At 64.2% G+C, this 17,463-nt stretch carries 18 protein-coding genes; 10 read left to right on the top strand and 8 right to left on the bottom strand.

From position 1 onward, the window contains the following. Window positions 1–55 precede the first annotated feature (55 nt). The 4 genes from fabF to AC27GT_RS10515 all read left to right on the top strand — a co-directional run bounded on the left by fabF (window position 56) and on the right by AC27GT_RS10515 (window position 4,820). Window positions 56–1,282: a beta-ketoacyl-ACP synthase II gene (gene fabF, locus AC27GT_RS10530; protein ID WP_487224126.1), complete on the top strand. Its 1,227-nt coding sequence runs from the start codon at window positions 56–58 to the stop codon at window positions 1,280–1,282. Window positions 1,283–1,285: 3 nt separating this feature from the next. Beyond that, window positions 1,286–2,416 (top strand): deoxyguanosinetriphosphate triphosphohydrolase, encoded by a 1,131-nt coding sequence (locus AC27GT_RS10525; protein WP_487224125.1) that lies wholly within the window; start codon window positions 1,286–1,288, stop codon window positions 2,414–2,416. A 31-nt stretch (window positions 2,417–2,447) separates the two neighbouring features. Further along, the gene (gene lysN / locus AC27GT_RS10520) at window positions 2,448–3,641 is read left to right on the top strand and encodes a 2-aminoadipate transaminase (RefSeq protein ID WP_487224124.1); all 1,194 of its coding nucleotides are present in this window, start codon (window positions 2,448–2,450) and stop codon (window positions 3,639–3,641) included. A gap of 66 nt (window positions 3,642–3,707) precedes the next feature. After that, a complete protein-coding gene (locus AC27GT_RS10515; RefSeq protein ID WP_487224123.1) occupies window positions 3,708–4,820 on the top strand; it encodes a type I restriction enzyme HsdR N-terminal domain-containing protein in 1,113 nt (370 codons plus the stop codon). On the opposite strand, the gene AC27GT_RS10510 is transcribed toward AC27GT_RS10515, so the two are convergent. From AC27GT_RS10510 to AC27GT_RS10480, 7 genes are read right to left on the bottom strand one after another with little or no spacing between them, the layout of a single operon-like run. Further along, the gene (locus AC27GT_RS10510) at window positions 4,807–5,727 is read right to left on the bottom strand and encodes an RluA family pseudouridine synthase (protein ID WP_151165840.1); all 921 of its coding nucleotides are present in this window, start codon (window positions 5,725–5,727) and stop codon (window positions 4,807–4,809) included. The genes AC27GT_RS10515 and AC27GT_RS10510 overlap by 14 nt on opposite strands. A 57-nt stretch (window positions 5,728–5,784) precedes the next feature. Further along, entirely contained in the window at window positions 5,785–6,615 is an 831-nt protein-coding gene (locus AC27GT_RS10505; RefSeq protein WP_054392249.1) for an ABC transporter ATP-binding protein, read from the bottom strand. Window positions 6,616–6,657: 42 nt separating this feature from the next. Next, a complete protein-coding gene (locus AC27GT_RS10500; RefSeq protein WP_038071548.1) occupies window positions 6,658–7,860 on the bottom strand; it encodes an ABC transporter substrate-binding protein in 1,203 nt (400 codons plus the stop codon). 40 nt (window positions 7,861–7,900) lie between these two features. After that, window positions 7,901–8,968, bottom strand: coding sequence for a branched-chain amino acid ABC transporter permease (locus AC27GT_RS10495; RefSeq protein WP_054392251.1), 1,068 nt, complete (start codon window positions 8,966–8,968; stop codon window positions 7,901–7,903). After that, window positions 8,965–9,858, bottom strand: coding sequence for a branched-chain amino acid ABC transporter permease (locus AC27GT_RS10490; protein ID WP_038040001.1), 894 nt, complete (start codon window positions 9,856–9,858; stop codon window positions 8,965–8,967). The genes AC27GT_RS10495 and AC27GT_RS10490 overlap by 4 nt, the downstream gene beginning before the upstream one ends. Then, window positions 9,855–11,789 (bottom strand): long-chain fatty acid--CoA ligase, encoded by a 1,935-nt coding sequence (locus AC27GT_RS10485; protein ID WP_038071546.1) that lies wholly within the window; start codon window positions 11,787–11,789, stop codon window positions 9,855–9,857. Before AC27GT_RS10485 ends, AC27GT_RS10490 begins: the two co-directional genes overlap by 4 nt. After that, window positions 11,786–12,547, bottom strand: coding sequence for an ABC transporter ATP-binding protein (locus AC27GT_RS10480; RefSeq protein WP_054392253.1), 762 nt, complete (start codon window positions 12,545–12,547; stop codon window positions 11,786–11,788). The genes AC27GT_RS10485 and AC27GT_RS10480 overlap by 4 nt, the downstream gene beginning before the upstream one ends. A 163-nt stretch (window positions 12,548–12,710) precedes the next feature. Here AC27GT_RS10480 and rpmH point away from each other — a divergent pair, with 163 nt between their 5' ends. The 6 genes from rpmH to prmC all read left to right on the top strand — a co-directional run bounded on the left by rpmH (window position 12,711) and on the right by prmC (window position 16,170). Then, window positions 12,711–12,857, top strand: a complete 147-nt coding sequence (gene rpmH / locus AC27GT_RS10475) for a 50S ribosomal protein L34 (protein ID WP_015716485.1) — start codon at window positions 12,711–12,713, stop codon at window positions 12,855–12,857. Window positions 12,858–12,937: 80 nt separating this feature from the next. Beyond that, a complete protein-coding gene (gene rnpA / locus AC27GT_RS10470; protein WP_253269388.1) occupies window positions 12,938–13,195 on the top strand; it encodes a ribonuclease P protein component in 258 nt (85 codons plus the stop codon). Between the two features lie 5 nt (window positions 13,196–13,200). Next, window positions 13,201–13,458 (top strand): membrane protein insertion efficiency factor YidD, encoded by a 258-nt coding sequence (yidD, locus tag AC27GT_RS10465; protein ID WP_054392254.1) that lies wholly within the window; start codon window positions 13,201–13,203, stop codon window positions 13,456–13,458. Then, entirely contained in the window at window positions 13,455–14,750 is a 1,296-nt protein-coding gene (locus AC27GT_RS10460; RefSeq protein WP_054392255.1) for a YidC/Oxa1 family membrane protein insertase, read from the top strand. Before yidD ends, AC27GT_RS10460 begins: the two co-directional genes overlap by 4 nt. Window positions 14,751–14,759: 9 nt before the next feature. Next, window positions 14,760–15,350 (top strand): Jag family protein, encoded by a 591-nt coding sequence (locus tag AC27GT_RS10455; RefSeq protein ID WP_054392256.1) that lies wholly within the window; start codon window positions 14,760–14,762, stop codon window positions 15,348–15,350. Further along, entirely contained in the window at window positions 15,313–16,170 is an 858-nt protein-coding gene (gene prmC / locus AC27GT_RS10450) for a peptide chain release factor N(5)-glutamine methyltransferase (protein ID WP_487224122.1), read from the top strand. The genes AC27GT_RS10455 and prmC overlap by 38 nt, the downstream gene beginning before the upstream one ends. Here the strand turns inward: prmC and AC27GT_RS10445 are convergent. Beyond that, the gene (locus tag AC27GT_RS10445; RefSeq protein ID WP_487224121.1) at window positions 16,078–17,463 is read right to left on the bottom strand and encodes a DUF3084 domain-containing protein; all 1,386 of its coding nucleotides are present in this window, start codon (window positions 17,461–17,463) and stop codon (window positions 16,078–16,080) included. The genes prmC and AC27GT_RS10445 overlap by 93 nt on opposite strands.

The raw sequence follows: 17,463 nt of genomic DNA, 5'->3' as shown, positions 1-17,463 counted from the left end.
GCGCTTCCTGCGCCCCTTTTCTTTTTCCCAGGGCTTTTCCCGGTATACTACCCCCATGCGACGCGTGGTGGTTACCGGCCTAGGAGCCCTCACCCCCATCGGTGTGGGGGCGGAAGCTTACCATAAGGCCCAGCTTGCCGGGAAAAGCGGGGTGCGTCCCATCACTCGCTTTGACGCCTCGGCCCTGCCGGTGCGCATCGCCGCCGAGGTGGACGTCAATCCCGAGGAGTTCATTGACAAAAAGGAACTGAGGCGCCTGGACCGCTTTGTCCAGTACGCCCTGATCGCCGCCGAGCTGGCCCTGAAGGATGCGGGACTGGAGCCCAGCGCCCTGGATCCCGAGCGGGTAGGCACCCTGGTGGGCACCGGCATCGGGGGCATGGAAACCTGGGAGGCCCAGAGCAAGGTCTTCCTGGAGCGGGGCCCGAACCGGATAAGCCCCTTCTTCATCCCCATGATGATCGCCAACATGGCCTCGGCCCATATCGCCATGCGCTACGGCTTCATGGGACCCAGCTCCACCGCCGTCACCGCCTGCGCCACGGGGTCGGATGCCATCGGAAACGCCCTCCGCATGATCCAGCTGGGGGAAGCCGACGTCGTCCTCGCCGGGGGCACGGAGGCCGCCATCACCCCCATGGCCATCGGGGCCTTCGCCGTGATGCGGGCCCTTTCCACCCGGAACGAGGAGCCCACCAAGGCCAGCCGCCCCTTCACCCTAAGCCGGGATGGTTTCGTGATGGGGGAAGGAGCCGGGGTCTTGGTGCTGGAGGAGTACGAGCACGCCAAGAGGCGGGGAGCCAGGATCTACGCCGAGCTGGTGGGCTTCGGCCGGAGCGCCGACGCCCACCACATCACCGAGCCCCACCCCGAGGGGAAAGGCGCCGCCTTAGCCATGCGCCGCGCCCTTTTGGACGCTAAAGTTCACCCCGAGGAGGTGGGCTATATCAACGCCCACGGCACCTCCACCCCCGTGGGGGACCGGGCCGAGGTCTTGGCCATCAAGGAGGTCTTCAAGGAGCACGCCAAGAGGCTCATGGTTTCCAGCACCAAGAGCATGACCGGTCACCTCCTGGGGGCTGCCGGGGGCATCGAGGCCATCGCCACGGTGCAGGCCCTCTACCACGGGGTCATCCCCCCCACCATCAACCTGGAGGACCCCGACCCTGAGCTGGACCTGGACTTCGTGCCCGAGCCCCGGGAGGCCAAGGTGGCCTACGCCCTCTCCAACTCCTTCGCCTTCGGCGGTCAGAACGCCGTGCTTCTCTTCAAACGGATCTAGGGGATGCTCTACTCCAGGGAAAGGCTTCTGGATCTGGAGGCGGAAAGGCTGGCACCCTACGCCCAGAAGGCCCGGGACACCCGGGGGCGGAAATACCCGGAACCCGAGTCCCCCTACCGCACGCCCTTCCAGAAGGACCGGGACCGCATCCTTCACACCACCGCCTTCCGGCGCCTGGAGTACAAGACCCAGGTCTTTCCCAACTGGGCCGGGGACTACTACCGCACCCGCCTCACCCACACCCTCGAGGTGGTCCAGGTGGCCCGCTCCATCGCCCGCGCCCTAGGCCTCAACGAGGACCTCACGGAGGCCATCGCCCTTTCCCACGACTTAGGCCACCCCCCCTTTGGCCACACGGGGGAGAAGGTTCTGAACGAGCTCATGCGGGACCACGGGGGGTTTGAGCACAACGCCCAGGCCCTGAGGATCCTCACCCAGCTGGAGGTGCGCTACCCCGGTTTCAAGGGTTTGAACCTCACCCACGAGGTCCTGGAGGGAATCGCCACCCACGAGGCCGCCTATGCCCCGGGCTTCAAGCCGGCATACGAGGGCAGGGGCACCCTCGAGGCCCAGGTGGTGGACCTTTCCGACGCCATCGCCTATGCGGCCCACGACCTGGACGACGGGCTCCGTAGCGGCCTCCTTCGCCCCCAAGAGCTCACCGAGGTGCCCTTCCTGGCGGAGCTGGCCCGGGAAGAAGGCCTGGACCTTTCGGAGCTAACCGAGCTTTCCCGCCGGATCCTGGTGCGCCAGCTTCTGGGCTTTTTCATCACCGCCTCCATAGAGGCCACCCACCAAAGGGTGGAAGGGACCGGGGTGAGGAGCCCGGAGGAAGTGCGCCGGCATCCTGAACGCCTGGCTGCTCTCACCCCTGAGGCCGAGCAGGCCCACCGGGAACTCAAGGCCTTTCTCATGGAGCGCTTTTACCGCCACCCCGAGGTCCTGAGGGAGAGGCGCAAGGCGGAAATCGTTTTGGAGAATCTTTTCCACACCTACACCCAGTACCCCGAGATCCTGCCCAAGGAGGTCCAGGCCCGGATCCCCGAGGAGGGGGTGGAGCGGGCGGTGTGCGACTACATCGCCGGGATGACGGACCGGTACGCCCTCGAGGCCTACCGGAAGCTCTTCCCCTGAAACCCCGGGGAGCGAGGGATAAAATGGATAGGTGAAAACCCTGGACTGGAATACCCTTTTTGGCGAGCGGGCCGGGCGCATCCAGGCCTCCACCATCCGGGAGCTTTTAAAGCTCACCCAGCGCCCCGGCGTCCTCAGCTTCGCCGGGGGCCTTCCCGCCCCCGAGCTCTTCCCCAAGGAGGAGGCGGCGGCCAAGGCAGCCGAGATCCTAAGGCAAAAGGGCGAGGTGGCCCTGCAGTACGGGCCCACGGAAGGCTACTTCCCCTTAAGGGCCTGGGTAGCGGAGTGGCTTGGGGTGAGCCCGGAGGAGGTCCTCATCACCACGGGAAGCCAGCAGGCCCTGGACCTTCTGGGGAAGGTCTTTTTGGACGAGGGAAGCCCGGTTCTCTTGGAAGCCCCCAGCTACATGGGGGCCATCCAGGCCTTCCGGGCCTATGGCCCCCGTTTCCTCACGGTGCCGGCCGGGGAAGAGGGGCCGGACCTCAGTGCCCTGGAGGAAGCCCTAGACCAGGAGCGCCCCCACTTCCTCTACCTCATCCCCTCCTTCCAGAACCCCTCCGGGGGGCTCATGCCCCTGGAAGCCCGCAGGCGCCTCCTGGAAATGGCAATGGAACGGGGGTTGGTGGTGGTGGAGGATGATGCCTACCGGGAGCTCTACTTTGGGGAAAGCCGCCTGCCAAGCCTTTTTGAGCTGGCCCGGGAGGCGGGCTACCCCGGTGTGATCTACCTGAGTAGCTTCTCCAAGGTGCTGGCCCCGGGCCTGAGGGTGGCCTTCGTGGTGGCCCAGCCCGAGGCCATCCTCAAGCTCACCCAGGCCAAGCAAGGGGTGGACCTACACACCCCGGTCCTCAACCAGATCCTGGTGCACGAGCTGGTGAAGGAAGGCTTCCCGGAACGCCTGGAGAGGATCCGCACCACCTACAAGGCCAAGGCCCAGGCCATGCTGGAAGCCCTGGACCGGGAGATGCCCCAGGGGGTGCGCTACACCAGGCCCAAGGGAGGAATGTTCGTCTGGATGGAGCTTCCCCCAGAGCTTTCCGCCGAAGCCCTCTTCCAAAGGGCCATCGCCGAGAACGTAGCCTTCGTACCTGGGAAGCCCTTCTTCGCGAATGGAGGCGGGGAGAACACCCTGAGGCTTTCCTACGCCACCCTGGACCGGGAGAGAATCCAAGAAGGCGTGCGGCGCTTGGGTCAGGCGCTAAAGGGGCTTTTGGCCGTGGTCTAGGCTCCCTAATCCGCTCCTAGGCCTTTGTCCACCCCCAGAGCGGGGTATTGCGGTATAGTTTTCTGTATGGGCGAGGACGAAACCCTGGCCGTGGTTGTGAGGGATATCGCCGGGAAGCTGGAACGCTGGCGCGGTCTAAAGGAAGCACAAACCACACAGGCCATAATCTTGCGAGTTCTCCAAGCCCTCGGCTGGAATATATGGAATCCTTATGAAGTCGTTCCCCAAGATACGGGGACTAAAAACTACCGGCCAGACTTTCTGCTCTGCGTAAAAAAAGACGAGCCTGTCTTGGTCTTAGAAGTCAAGGCTCTGGATAAAACGCTTACGGACGAGGACCGTATGCAAGTGGTCAACTACGCCAACAGCCAAAACATCCGCTGGTCCGTCCTCACCAACGGGAAGTTGTGGGAGTTCTTTGATAACAGAGTGGAGGCCAAAGCACCGGAAAAACGCGTGCTCTACTTCCAGCTAGACAACCCATCCGCCGCCAAGTACCTAGATCGCCTCCTTTCCAAAGCCTTTTGGGAAGGCCAGGAACCCCCTGCTACCCTCTCGCGCACGGTTGAGGAGATCCGTAGGGAAATTGAAACCCAACAGAGCTTGACCCAGATCAAGGAAAAACTCTCCAAAGCCCTTGCAGAGGGGTACCAGCCCAATGAGAGGGGGCTCCAAAAAGCTATAGAGAAAGAGCTATCCGCCAACGAGCAGGAGCTCGCCCTCGCTCATTTTGAGCGGCTGCTCCAAGAGATCCTGGACGTGTCCGCCAATTGCTCCCCCATCCTTAAACTTAAAGAGCTTTTGGCACAAAAAGAGCAAAGCTTTTCAAGAAACAGCCCTGGACTGATTGTTTGGTTTGGCGAAGAAAGGTTCCGGGTCCCCAATTGGCGGGAGCTTTACGCGGCAGTAGTGGAAACTGGCCTGCAGGTAGATCGGTTGGAAAAGACCGAGGCGATGCGCAAACTTCTGAAAGAAGACCTTGCTTCCTCCCGGACGAAGAAAAGCGGTACGCCTTATAAAAAGAGCGCATTCAAAAAACTCCCTTCGGGCGAATATCTGTTTGTCCATCTCTCGGCTAAGCGCCTCAGCAAGAAGATAAAAGAGGTTCTGAACCTTCTGGAAGTGCCTTCCTCCGCCTTGCGCATAGAATATCAAGGGCGTCAGTTCACCCTTCCCTAGACTCCAGAACAATCCCCTCAGGCCACTCCCCCCCGAGGGCGCCCCAGGCCTCCACCATGTCCCGGGGCACGGGGGCCCGGAACTCCAAGAAGCGCCCGGTCCTAGGGTGGGGGATCCTAAGCTCGTAAGCGTGGAGGGCCTGGCGGGGGATATGGGGGGAGGGCCGGCCGTAAAGCTCGTCCCCCAGGATGGGGGCCCGGAGGTACTTGAGGTGGACCCGGATCTGGTGGGTCCGGCCCGTGTGGGGCCGGGCCTCCACCAGGGCGTAGGGTCCGGCGGTGGCGAGAATGCGGAACTCGGTTTCCGCATACCGGGGCGCAATCCCCCCCACGTGCATCTTGTGCCGCTCCACAGGATGCCGGCCTATGGGGGCGATGAGGGTGCCCTCCTTGGGGTGCCCCTCGGTGATGGCCAGGTAGCGCTTCATCACCAGCCTGTCGCGGAAGGCCCGGGCCAGGGCCTCGAGGGCCCCTCCATGCTTGGCCACCACCAGGACCCCGCTGGTGTCCTTGTCCAGGCGGTGCACGATGCCGGGACGCACCTCCTCGGGCCGCTCGGCCTCCTGGAGAGGGAAGTACCGCCCCAACAGGGCGTTGACCACGGTGCCCGTGTATACCCCGGGAGCCGGATGGGTAAGAAGCCCCGCAGGCTTGTTGAGGACCAGGAGGTCCTCGTCCTCGTAGAGCACCGGGATGGCCAGGTCCTGAGGGGCCACGAAGGGCTTTTCCTCCGGGGGAACCACCAGCACCTCTTCCCCCTTAAGGCGGTAGGAGGGCTTTTCCACCACCTTTTCCCCCACTTGGACCCGGCCCTGGGCGATCCACTCCTGGGCCCGGCTGCGGCTTACCCCGCAGGCCTCGGCCACCGCCTGGTCCAGGCGCACCCCTTCCATGCGAAAGCGCACCACGCTCTCCATGATACGAGCCCCGGCGCGGCCCTCGCCACGCCGGGGTCCTGCGGCAGGCTACATGAACCGCTTCCGCCTCTTGTAGGCCTTTACCTCCTTGAAGCTCTTGCGTCCGCCCCCTTTGGCCACCCCCAGGTAGAACTCCTGCACGTCGGGGTTTTCCAGAAGGTAGTCCCGATCCCCCTCCAGGACGATCCGCCCCGTTTCCATGATGTACCCGTAATGGGCGATGGAAAGGGCCACCCGGGCGTTCTGCTCCACCACCAGGACCGTGACCCCCTCCTCAGCGTTCACCCGGGCCACGATGTCAAAGATCTCCCGCACCAAAAGGGGAGCCAGGCCCAAGGAGGGCTCGTCCAGGAGGAGAAGCCGGGGTTTGGCCAGGAGGGCGCGGCCGATGGCGATCATCTGCTGCTCTCCCCCCGAGCAGTACCCGGCCAGGCGGGTCCTGAGCTCGGCCAGGCGGGGGAAGTAATGGTAGATGCGCTCCAGATCCTCCTTAAGACGGCTGTCCTTACGGGTCAAGGTGCCCACCCGCAGGTTCTCCTCCACCGTGAGGTGTTTGAAAACCCGCCGGCCTTCCAGCACCTGGACGATGCCCATCCTCACGATCTCCTCGGGGGGGCGATTATGGATGGGCTTTCCCTGGTAGAGGATCTCTCCCCTCACCACCTCCCCGTCCTCGGGGATCAAAAGGCCGGAGATGGCCCGGAGCGTGGTGGTCTTCCCGGCCCCGTTCGGGCCCAAGAGGGCGGTGATGCGCCCCTCGGGGACCTTCAGGGAAACCCCGCGCAGGACCTGGATGATGTCGTGGTAGACCACCTCGATGTTGTTGACCAAAAGGAGGATGGGACCTAAGTCTTCGGGGCGCGTGGGGTTCAGGCTCATGGCGTAAGAAATGCCCGGGGGAACTCCCCCGGGCCAAAGGTCTTACTTGCCGTAGTGCACCTTGCGGAAGAGGGCCGAGGTGAAGGGCTCGGTCACGGGGACGAAGCGACCCCCCTTGGCCTCGAGGATCCTCAAGCCCTCCGCCCCCGTGTGCTCGCTCTTGGTGAAGTCGATCTCGATACCCTGCTTGGTGGAAACGGCAAACCCCGGCTTGAAGGCGTTAGGCCCGTTCATCCCCACGAGGGCCTGGTAGACGGTTTCTCCCGTGATGCGCTTGAACCGCTCCTGGGCCCGGCGCATGGCCTCCACCGCAATGGCGGTGGCCAGCATGCCGTTGGTGTAGTTCACGCTCTCCACGATGGCCTGCGGCCGCCCGTACTTCTGCCCGAGCTCCTTCTGCAAGCGGATACCCGGGGCGTCCTCGTGGAACATGTAGAAGCTGGTGGCCCAGAGGAACCCCTCCGCCGCATCCCCCGCCAGCTTGATCAGGTCGGGGCCACCGGTGTAGTGGGCTCCAAGCTGCCTCATCTTCTTATCCAGGCCCAGGCGCTTGGCATCCTTCAGGATGTTGGCCACGGGACCGGCCACGTTCTGGTGGACGATGTACTCCACCCCTGCCGCTTCAAAGCGCTTCAGGAGGGCGGTGTTGTCCAGGTTGCCCGCCCCCACCTCCTGGACATCCACAATCTGGAGCCCCAGCTGGGCTGCCGCCTTCCGGGCATCGGCCACCGGGGCCCGGCCGAAGGGAGAGGGATGCACCACCAAGGCCACCTTAGCCCCCTTCTTCTCCTTGGCGATGTACTCCAGAAGGGCCACCACCTGCTCGGAGTAAGTGGAGGTGGGGATGAAGAAGTAGTCGTTGTTGGGAGGGTCGATGAGTTCCACGTGCATCGAAGCGGGGATGGTGGGTACCTTCACCTCCTGAATCAGGGACTTGAGTTGCAGGTTGGCCCCGGTGGCGTAGGAAAGGAACACGGGAATCTTGAAGCGGTCCAGGGCCTCCTCAAAGAAGCGCTGGGTGTTGGCGTTGTTGTACTGGTCGTCCCGCACCAGACAGTTCAGGACCACCCCGGGGATCAGCTTCTTCTCGTTGGCGTACTTGCAGTAGTCCTCCACCGCTGCCCCGTAAGGAGCCCCCGCATCCGAGGTGGGACCGGTGATGGCCCCCGACCACAGGATGGTCACCTGCTGCTGGCCCAAGGCCAGCCCCGCCGTCGCCAGTAGACCGAACCAGAGTTTTCGCATCTGCCTCACCTCCCATTGCCAACCCCATAAGGGGGGTTGCCTAGTACTTGAAGGGCCAGGTGCGGAAGTAGCTTCGCACGATCCGCCACCAGTTGTAAAGCCCCCTGGGCTCAAACATCAGGAAGAGCACGATGATGAGACCGAAGGCCAAGGGCCTTAAGGCGCTGGCCACATCCACCCCGGCCACGCTGAAGCCCAGGGCCTTGATGAGGTTGGAAAGCGCCTCCATGTTCACATCCAAGAGTTCCAGGAAAACCGGACCCAGGAAACTCCCCACCAGGGTACCCAACCCTCCCACGATGGCCATGGCCAAAAGCTTGATGGAAACCGCAAAGGTGTAGTCCTCTATGACCACGGCCCGGGAAAGGTAGGCGTAAAGCACCCCCGCCACCCCGGCGTAAAAGGCCCCCAGGGCAAAGGCGAAGAGCTTGGTGCGGCCAGGGTCCATGCCCATGGCGTCTGCCGCCCGGTCGTTGTCCCTCACCGCCACCAAAGCCCTCCCGTAGCGGGTGCGCAGGAGGTTGCGGAAGAAGACCGCAAGAAGGACCAAAACCACCAGAGAAACGTAGTACCAGAAGTGGAAGTGGTTGCGAAAGCCCGCCTCGTATCCCAAAAAGCTGGCCCGGGGCATGTCCATGGCCCCACCCTGCTTTAGAAGGGGCATATGCCCCACGGTCCACTCAAACACCACCTGGAAGGCCAAGGTGGCTAGGGCCAAATACAGGTGCTTCACCCGCAAGGAAGGGATGCCCACCAGGAAGCCGAAAAAGGCCGCCACCAACCCGCCCAAGGGAACCGCCAGCCAGAAGGGAAGTCCCTGGGGGGCGAGAAGGGCTGCCGTGTAGGCCCCCACCCCCATGAAGGCCGCCTGGCCGATGTTGATGAGGCCAGCGTAACCGGTGGTGATGTTCAACCCCAAAACGGCGATGCTGTAGACCAGGATCAGGTCCAGGATGAAGACCTGGGTGCGGGAGAGGAAGAGGGGTAGAACCAGGAGGAAGCTCAGGAAGAGAAGAAGGGAAACCAGCTCCCGATGGGTGGCAAAGATGCTGGTGTCCTGTTGGTACGAGGTGCGGTAGTTTCCGGTCTGGGCCCAGGGGTTTCTCATACGCGCTCGATCTCCTCCGTGCCAAAAAGGCCATGGGGCTTGAACCAAAGGACCAAAAGCAAAACCAGGAAGGGGAAGACATCCCGGGTGCCCCCACCGGGGATAAAGGGGTCCAGGAAGCCCGCGGCCAGGTTTTCCAAGACCCCGATGAGGATCCCCGCCACCACCGCCCCCGGGATGGAATCCAGCCCTCCCAGGATCACCACGGGAAAAACCCGCAGGCCGATGTGCACCAGGCCGTCCAGGTTGAGGCCGGAAATGGTCCCCACCACCATCCCCGCTGCCGCCGCCGTCAGCCCCGCCGCCGCCCAGGCCAAGGCGAAGACCCGTTCCACGGACACCCCCAGGCTCATGGCCGCCATCTGGTCATCGGCCACGCTGCGCATGGCCACGCCCAGGGTGGAACGCTGGAAAAACCAGGTGAAGGCCAGGAGGAAAAGAAGTGTGAAGGCCACCGCAAGAAGCTGGGCGTAAGAGATCTGGACGCCCAAAAGGGTGAGGCCCCCAGCAGGAAGGAAGCTGGGGTAGCTAAAGTTCCCCGCCCCGTAGGGGGTGAGGTGGATGAGGCCGTCCAGCAGGGAGGCCAAGCCGATGGTGGCCATGATGACCGAGATGATGGGCTGGCCCACCAGGCGCTTGAGGAAAACCCGCTCCACCCCAAAGCCCAAAAGGGCGGTCAGGGCCAAGGCCAAGGCCGCCGCCAGGAGGAAGGGTGCCCCCAGGGACACCATGGCCCAGTAGGCCAGAAAGGCCCCTATGGCGATGAACTGCCCCTGGGCAAAGTTCACCACCCGGCTGGCCTTGTAGATGAGCACAAAGCCCAAAGCTGCCAGGGCGTAGACCAAGCCCAGGACGATGCCGGAAAAAAGGAGCTGTAAGAAGAAGCTCACACCGCCACCTCCTCCCGCAGGTCCAAAACCGGTACCCGGGCCCGCACCCGCTGGACGGTCCCGTCCTGGTAGCGGTATTCCGCCTCCACCTCCACCGCCTCGGCCTGGGAATACAGGGCCTCCACCAAGGGCGCGTACTTCTTGGCGATGAGACCCCGGCGCACCTTGCCGGTGCGGGTGAGCTCCTCGTCGTCGGCATCCAGAAGTTTGTAGAGCAGGACAAAGCGCCGGATCTTGAGGTCCTCGGGAAGCTCCTGGTTCACCTTCTCCACCTCTTTGCGGATGAGTTCGGCCACCTCGGGCTTCAAGGAGAGGTCCAGGTAAGTGGTGTAGGCCAACCCCCGGTCCTCCGCCCACTTGCCCACCGTCTGGGGATCTATGTTGATGAAGGCCGCCAAATAGGGCTTGCGGTCCCCGAAGACCACCGCCTCCTTGATGTAGGGGGAGAACTTCAGCTTGTTCTCCACGAACTGGGGGCTGAAGACCGTGCCCTTCTCCGTGCGCATCACGTCGGAGAGTCGGTCGATGACCACCAAGTGCCCGTCCTCCGTGAGGTAGCCGGCATCCCCCGTGTGGAGCCAGCCATCCCGGAAGGTTTCCGCCGTGGCCTCGGGGCGCTCCCAGTACCCGGCGCAGACCGCATCGGAGCGGCAGAGGATCTCCCCCTCCTCGCTGATCCGGACCTCGGTGCCGGGGATGGGCAGGCCCACGGTATCGTGACGCACGTCCCCATCCCGGTGGACGAAGGCGATGCCGATGATCTCGGTCTGGCCGTAAATCTGCTTCAGGTTCACCCCAATGGCGTGGAAGAAGCGGAAGACATCGGGGCCCAGGGCAGCACCCCCTGTATAGGCCCGCCTCAGGCGCAAAAAGCCCAGCTGGTCCCGCAAGGGTCTGAAGAGCACCTGGTCCGCCAGCCAGTAGGCCAGGCGTAGCCCGAGAGGCATGGGCTTCCCCCGCATGCGGTAGTCCGCCGCCCGGTAACCTATCTGGAGAAGTTTCTCGTACACGAAGCGGTTGAAGGCGTAGGACTCCGACATGCGCACCCAGATGCCGCTTTGGATACTCTCCCAGACCCTGGGAGGGCTGAACATCACATGGGGGCCGATCTCCTTCAGGTCCTGCAGGGCGGTTTCCACCGCCTCGGGAAAGTTGACGGCGAAGCCCCCCGTGAGGGCCATGGCCACCGACATCATCTGCTCCCCGATCCAGGCGAGGGGCAAAAAGGAAAGGTAGTCGTCGGTGGGGAGAAGGGGGTCCACCTCCTGGAGGGCCACCCCCATGTGGATGAGGTTGCGGTGGCGGAGCATGGCCGCCTTGGGCCTTCCCGTGGTGCCGGAGGTGGAGGAAAGGTGGCAGACCTCCTCGGGGCTCGCCTCGAGGAGGAGCTTTTCCACGGCGTCGGGGTGTTTTCTCCGGTGCTCCCGGCCCCGCTCCAGCACCTCCTCAAAGGAAAGGAGCCAGGGGTCCCGGTAGCTCCGCATGCCCTTGGGATCCTCGTAGATCACGTGGCGGACCTTCGGGATCTCGCTTCGGATCTCGTAGAGCTTGTCCACCTGCTCCTGGTCCTCGGCGAGCACGATGCTGGCCCCCGTGTACTGAAGCATGTAGGCGATCTCGGCGGGAAGGCTGCTTTGGTAAACCCCCACGCTGATCCCCCGGACCGCCTGGGTGCCGAGTTCCGCATAGAGCCACTCCGGGATGTTGTCGGCGATGATGGCCAGCCTCTCCCCCGGTTCGAATCCCAAGGAGAGGAGGCCGTGAGCGAAGAGGAGGACCCTCTCGTAGTACTCCGCATAGGTGATCTCGTTCCAGATCCCGTAGTCCTTTTCCCTCAAGGCCACCCTGTCCCCCTCCTGCTCCGCCCTGAGGCGCAGAAGCTGGGGCAGGGTGTAGCGCTTCATCTCGTAGGAGGGCCTTAGGGCCTTCATGCCTCCACCCCCAGGTAGGCCTCCTGAACCCTGGGATTCCTGGCCACCTCCTCCGGCGCCCCCTCGGCGATCACCTGGCCGAAGTCCAGCACATACACCCGGTCGGAGATGTCCATGACCACCCCCAGGTCGTGCTCGATGAGGATCACCGTGGTGCCCTGGGCCCGGATCTCCAGGATGAAGCGGACCATGTCCTCCTTCTCCTCGAGGGTCATCCCCGCCATGGGCTCATCCAGAAGAAGGAGCTTGGGGGAAAGGGAAAGGGCCCGGGCCACCTCCACCCGCTTCCTGACCCCGTAGGGGAGGTTTCCCACCAAGGCCTTGCGGTAGGGTTCCAGCTCCATGAAGTCGATGACCTCCTCCACCACCCGGCGGTTCTCCACCTCCTTGGCCAAAGCCTTGCCGTAAAAGACCCCGGCCTGGGCAAGGTTGTAGCCCAGGTGGGTGTGCCGGGCCAGCATGAGGTTTTCCAGCACCGTGAGGCCAGAGAAGAGCTCTATGTTCTGGAAGGCGCGGGCGATGCCCAGACGGGTCACCTCATGGGGGCTTGCGCGGGTGATCTCGTGCCCCTCAAAGAGGATGCGACCTCGCTGGGGGTGGTAGAAGCCGGATATGCAGTTTAAAAGGCTGGTCTTCCCCGCCCCGTTGGGGCCGATGACGGAAACCAGCTCCCCCTCTTCCACCGCCAGGGAAACCGACGAAAGAGCAGCCACGCCGCCAAAGGTTAGGGTGATGTTCTCCACCAAAAGCTGGGCCACGGACCTCCTCCCTAACAGCCGTTTGGGGGGAAGTATAAGGGGAAGGCAAAACGGATGTCAACGCTCTCTTGCCAGGGTGTAAAAAACCGTTAGACCCTGTATAGCCCTTCTTATGCTACACTCTTTAAGGTATTGGGGGCCAAGGCCCCAGGGAGGGAAATGGATGAAAAGGACCTGGCAACCCAACCGGAGGAAGCGGGCCAAGACCCACGGCTTCCGGGCCCGCATGAGGACCCCAGGCGGCAGGAAGGTGTTGAAGCGGAGAAGGCAGAAGGGCCGCTGGCGCCTCACCCCCAGGGTGAACGCCTGAGCCAACCCCCCCCTGCAGCGGGGGGTAAACTCCTTTCCCTAAAGGGCGACCGGGCATTCCAAAGGCTCCGCCAAGGACGCATGGGGCGGGGCCGTTTTTTGAACGTGAAGTGGCTCCCCGCCTCCGAGCTCAGGGTGGGAATCGTGGTGTCCAAGAAGGTGGGCAAGGCGGTGGTGCGTAACCGCATCAAGCGCCGCCTAAGGGAGATCCTCCGCCGCCTCCACCTCCCCAGGGCCCACCTCCTGGTGATCGCAAGCCCCGAGGCCCGGGAGGCCACCTACGCCGAGCTCTTCCAAGACCTCATCCGCGCCCTCAAGAAGAGCGGGCTGATACAATAGGCGGCGTGCGCGGCTTACTGATCCTTCTGGTCAAGGCATACCGCAGGTTCATCTCCCCCCTCAAACCCAAGACCTGCCGCTTCCACCCCACCTGTTCCGCTTATGCCCTCGAGGCCCTGGAGCGCCACGGGGCCCTATGGGGTAGCTACCTGGCGGCCAGGCGCATCCTGAAATGCCATCCCCTGCACCCCGGGGGACTGGACCCGGTGCCCCTGGTCTTCCCACCCAGGAGAACCCTTAAGACCTACAAGGAGGCACGATGAAGAGGTTTCTATCCCTCCTTTTCCTGCTGGGCCTGAGCGCCCTGGCCCTCGAGGCGGGCTTCAAGGACCAGGACGTAAACGGGGACGGGGTGCCGGAGAAGATCGCCGTCACCAACCTCATGGACTTGGCCTTTGACCAGAAGGGCCAGGTGGTGGGCTGGTACGTGAAGACCTACAAAGGCACGGCCTTCAACGACTACACCCGCGCCCCCAACCTGAGGGGCAACGGCCCCGTGGTGGCCCCGGTGGGCTTTACCCCGGAGAAAGCGGAGTACCAGGTGGAGGATGGCCGCCTCCTGGCCCGCTTCCAGGGCCAAGAGGGCACCCTCACCTACCGCATCGAAAAGGGGCGGTACACCGTCCAGATCAGCGCCGACTTCCCCCTCACCCTGAGGCTTTCCGCCCAAGGAAGCCCCAAGGTGCTCCTACAAGGGCAAAGGGAACCCACCCCGAGCGGGGAGGGCCAGCTGGTTTACCTGGCCTGGCAGACCAAGCCCAAGGCGGGCTACGCCCTGGTGGCCTTCGCCCAGGAGCCCTTATCGGGGAAGCTGGTGGGCAAGGAGGCCACCCTTACCCTGGCTCCCGGGGAGACCCTCAAGGTCTACGGGGGCCAGAACGAGCTGGTGCGCTTCCACGTGGAGGGCCTTCTCTCCCTTCCCGGCCTCTTTTCCCCCAACATCTGGGGGCAGCTTTCCCTGGGGCTTCTCTGGCTCATGGAGGTGGCCTTCCGCTATACGGGTAGCTGGGGCCTGGCCATCCTCTTCCTGACCCTGGTGGTGCGCCTCCTCCTTTGGCCCCTCATGCACCAGCAGTTCAAGAGCATGGCGGAGATGCAACGCCTCCAGCCCCTCATCCAGAAGATCAACGAGAAGTACAAGGACGACCCCAACAAGCGGGCGGAGGCCACCATGAAGCTCTACCAGGAGCACAAGGTGAACCCCGCCGCCGGCTGTCTACCCCTTTTCATCCAGATGCCCATCCTCTTCATCCTCTGGAAGGTGATCGCCAACTACGAGTTCGGCCAGGGCCTCCTCTGGATCCCCGACCTGGCTCTCCCCGACCCCTTCTACATCCTCCCCGCCCTCTACGTGGCCTCCACCTTCCTCTCCACCTGGCTTTCCGCCCACGGGAACAAGGACCTCATCCGGCAAAGCCTCTTCATGAACCTGATCTTCATCTTCCTGGTCTTGCAGTTCCCCTCAGGGGTGACCCTCTACTGGGTGCTCTCCAACCTCATCGGCCTGGTGCAGCAGTGGCTGATCAACAAAAGCCTCAAGCCCTTAGCGGCGTAAACTGAGGGCATGGACGAGAAGAAAAAGAGCATCGACGACCTCCTCTCCGACCTGGGGGTGCTGGAAGAGGCCCCGGTGGGAGTGGAGTTAAAAGAGGCGGGGAAAGCCAGCCCCACGCAAAAAGGGCCCAAGGAGGTGCTGGAGAGCTTCCTGGTGGGCCTTTTGCTGCGCCTGGACCCCGCCCACTACGTGGAGATCCGCCAGGAGGGGAACCTCCTCAAGGCGGAGGTCAAGGGTGGGGACCTGGGGCGCTTCATCGGCAAGGAGGGGCGCACCTTAAAGGCCGTGGAGTACCTGGCCGGGGTGGTGCTGGCCAAGCACTTCGGCGGAGCCTACCGGGTGGTCTTGGACGCCGCTGGCTACCGCAAGCGCCAGGAGGAAAAGATCCGCAAGATCGCCGAGGAAGCCGCCCTCACCGTGGCCATGACCAAGGAACCCCTCCACCTCCCCCCCATGCGTCCCTCCGAGAGGCGCATCGTCCACATGCTCCTCAAAAACCACCCCCAGGTGACCACGGAAAGCCAGGGGGAAGGGGAGGAAAGGCACGTGGTGGTCTATCCCCGTGATCAGGCTCCTTCGGGAACTGGAGAGGAGGCTTAAGGCTAAAGGGCTCCCGGAAAAGGAGGCCTGGGACCTCCTGGCCTTGGCCTCGGGCCTTTCCCGTAAGGACCTCCTCCTTGGCCTATCCCGGACCCCGCCCCCAGGGACCGAAGCCAGGGCCCTGGCCCTCCTGGAAAAGCGCCTCGAGGGCTATCCCTTACAGTACCTTTCGGGGGAGGTGGAGTTCTTCGGCCTCCCCCTAAAGGTGCAAGAGGGCATCCTCATCCCCAGGCCCGAGACGGAGGGCCTGGTGGAGCTCGCCCTAGGGCTTCCCCTGCCCCAGGCTCCCCGTATCCTGGACGTGGGCACGGGCACGGGAGCCATCGCCCTGGCCCTTAAAAAACACCTCCCGAAGGCCCAGGTGTGGGCCACGGATACCGACCCCAAGGCCCTGGCCTTGGCCCGGGAGAATGCCCGCAGGCTGGGGCTAGAGGTAACCTTTCTTCAGGCTCCCCTCACCAGCGGGGTGAAGGATCTGGACCTGGTCGTCTCCAACCCCCCCTACCTCCCCGAGGCCTACCGGTCCCAGGCTCCCAGGGAGCTGGCCTTTGAAAGCCCCCAGGCCCTCTATGCGGGAAGGGAAGGGTTGGATGTGGCCCGCCCCCTGGCCCAGGAGGCCGGGAGGGCCCTCAAGCCCGGTGGGTTCCTCCTCCTGGAACTGGCCCCGGAAAACGTGGGGCTTCTGGCCCAGGAACTAAAGGCCATGGGCTGGGAGGAAGTAGAGGTGCTAAGGGATTTGGCGGGCCGGGACCGGTACCTCCGGGCCCGGAGGCCCTCCCAGGAGCTGGAAGGAGAGAAGGGGCCTCTCCGTGGTCCATAGCTCCTTGGCGGCCACCACCCCCACCCGCACCACTCCCCGTTTCCCTTGAAGAAGGGCGAGGCCGCGGGCCAGCTCCTCGGGAGAGGGAAAGGTGGCGTATTCCGGGGCATACCCCGCCTGCAGAAGCCGTTGCCGCACTTCCTCCCCCAGGACCTCGAGGGCCTCCTGGTTGCGGGCCTGGGTGGATAGGCGGAAGGTGCGGGCGGCCAGAACCTCCCCGGCGGCGAAGGCCCTGCGCTCAGGATAAAAGCGCACCCGTACCAAAAGCCTCCCCTCCCGGTACCCCGCCCCCTCCAGCACCGCAAGCCCCGGGCCTTGGGGAGCCTCCAAAAGCTCCACCCCCCGGAAACCCTGGAGAAGGGCCCGGCGCTCGGCCACCCGCTCCAAGGCCTCCCTCCCCTCCTCCGCCCCCAGGCGCACCTCCCCCAGGTAGAGACCCTGGCTGAGCCGAATCAGGCTCTGGGCCAGCTGGCCCCTCTCCCCCTGCAGCACCTCCGCCTGCACCAGGAGGTTTCTCACCCGTTCCTCCGTCTGGCGGAGCTCCTCCCGGGCCTTGCTCAAGCTGGCCTTAAGGGCCTCCACCTCCTCTGCCAGGGCCTGGCGCTGCCTTCGGGCCTCCTCCAGGCGGGCAAGAGCCCCCAGAACCTCCTCCTGAAGGCGCTTCCTCTCCGCCAGAAGCCTGGCCTTTTCCCCTTCCGCCCGCTCCGCTGCCTGTTGCAGGGCAAGGAGGCGGCTCTCCAGGGCCTTGAGCTCCCTGGTCCTCTCGGAGAGCGCCCGGTTCCTTTCCTCAAGAAGCTGGGAAAGAGCCTGGCGCTCCGCCTCGAGGGTAGCCCGCTCCCTTCCCAGGGCCTGCACCTGGGAGGCCAGGGCCTTGGCCTCTTCCTCCAGGCGTTTCCTCACCTGGTTGGCCTGCTCCAGGGCCCGGGAAAGATCCTTTCGCTCCTCCCGCAGGACATTGAGTTCCGCCAGGGTCCTGCTGGCCTCGGCCTCCATGGCCGTCTTGGCCTCCAGGAGAACCTGCCGCTCCCTCCTAAGCTGGTCCCGCTCAGCCCGGATGGCCTGGGCCTCGAGGATCACCTCCCTGGCCTCCCGGAACACCAGGAGGAACCCCAGGTAGCTGAAGAGGGCGATCCCCACCCCGGTGAGCACCGCCACCAGGGTGGCGGTCTGCCGGGGCCTGAGGCCAAAAAGGCGGTAGTGCCGCTTCCCCGCCCACTTGGCCACCCTATCCCCCAGATAGGCCACCAAGGCGGCCAGGAGGAGGATCAGGATGAGGAGGGCCCAGAAGGTCAT

The sequence above is a fragment of the Thermus sp. KWY1 genome (assembly GCF_057547025.1).
The sequence above is the reverse complement of the archived record's forward strand: the minus strand, read 5'-3'. Positions and strand labels throughout refer to the sequence as shown.

Bases quoted from the DNA above. Each gene is read 5' to 3' on its own strand.
- fabF (WP_487224126.1), top strand. From the start codon at position 56: ATGCGACGCGTGGTGGTTACCGGCCTAGGAGCCCTCACCCCCATCGGT.
- AC27GT_RS10525 (WP_487224125.1), top strand. From the start codon at position 1,286: ATGCTCTACTCCAGGGAAAGGCTTCTGGATCTGGAGGCGGAAAGGCTG.
- AC27GT_RS10515 (WP_487224123.1), top strand. From the start codon at position 3,708: ATGGGCGAGGACGAAACCCTGGCCGTGGTTGTGAGGGATATCGCCGGG.
- AC27GT_RS10505 (WP_054392249.1), bottom strand. From the start codon at position 6,615: ATGAGCCTGAACCCCACGCGCCCCGAAGACTTAGGTCCCATCCTCCTT.
- AC27GT_RS10500 (WP_038071548.1), bottom strand. From the start codon at position 7,860: ATGCGAAAACTCTGGTTCGGTCTACTGGCGACGGCGGGGCTGGCCTTG.
- AC27GT_RS10495 (WP_054392251.1), bottom strand. From the start codon at position 8,968: ATGAGAAACCCCTGGGCCCAGACCGGAAACTACCGCACCTCGTACCAA.
- AC27GT_RS10485 (WP_038071546.1), bottom strand. From the start codon at position 11,789: ATGAAGGCCCTAAGGCCCTCCTACGAGATGAAGCGCTACACCCTGCCC.
- rpmH (WP_015716485.1), top strand. From the start codon at position 12,711: ATGAAAAGGACCTGGCAACCCAACCGGAGGAAGCGGGCCAAGACCCAC.
- rnpA (WP_253269388.1), top strand. From the start codon at position 12,938: ATGGGGCGGGGCCGTTTTTTGAACGTGAAGTGGCTCCCCGCCTCCGAG.
- AC27GT_RS10460 (WP_054392255.1), top strand. From the start codon at position 13,455: ATGAAGAGGTTTCTATCCCTCCTTTTCCTGCTGGGCCTGAGCGCCCTG.
- AC27GT_RS10455 (WP_054392256.1), top strand. From the start codon at position 14,760: ATGGACGAGAAGAAAAAGAGCATCGACGACCTCCTCTCCGACCTGGGG.
- AC27GT_RS10445 (WP_487224121.1), bottom strand. From the start codon at position 17,463: ATGACCTTCTGGGCCCTCCTCATCCTGATCCTCCTCCTGGCCGCCTTG.